Here is a 484-nt window from a genome sequence, read left to right as displayed (position 1 = left end):
CACGTTAGCGATGTTTTTCGACGTTCCAGCGAGCGGCGGGTCTATTCTGGCCATTTCGCCGGACGTTAAGCTTGTTTTCCAGCGTTAACGTTCAGTTTCGGCGCGTTGGACGCACGTTAGCGATGTTTTTCGACGTTCCAGCGAGCGGCGAGCCAATTCTGGCCATTTTGCCGGACGATAAGCTTGTTTTTCAGCGTTAACGCTCACTTGCGGCGCGTTGGACACACGTTAGCGATGTTTTTCGACGTTTCAGCGAGCGGCGAGCCAATTCTGGCCATTTTACCGGACGTTAAGCTTGTTTTCAGCGTTAACGCTCACTTGCGGCGCGTTGGACACACGTTAGCGATGTTTTTCGACGTTCCAGCGAGCGGCGGGTCAATTCTGGCCATTTCGCYGGACGTTAAGCTTGTTTTYCAGCGTTAACGCTCAGTTTCGGCGCGTTGGACGCACGTTAGCGATGTTTTTCGACGTTCCAGCGAGCGGC

The 484-nt window shown here is 53.9% G+C and carries 1 protein-coding gene; it reads left to right on the top strand.

What is annotated here, in order from left to right; translation table 11 throughout:
• Positions 1 to 183: 183 nt before the first annotated feature.
• A complete protein-coding gene (locus tag AC1DUA_RS40485; RefSeq protein WP_477505002.1) occupies positions 184 to 423 on the top strand; it encodes a hypothetical protein in 240 nt (79 codons plus the stop codon).
• Positions 424 to 484 lie beyond the last annotated feature (61 nt).

Source organism: Paenibacillus sp. 01T422 (genome assembly GCF_056398785.1).
The sequence above is the reverse complement of the archived record's forward strand: the minus strand, read 5'-3'. Positions and strand labels throughout refer to the sequence as shown.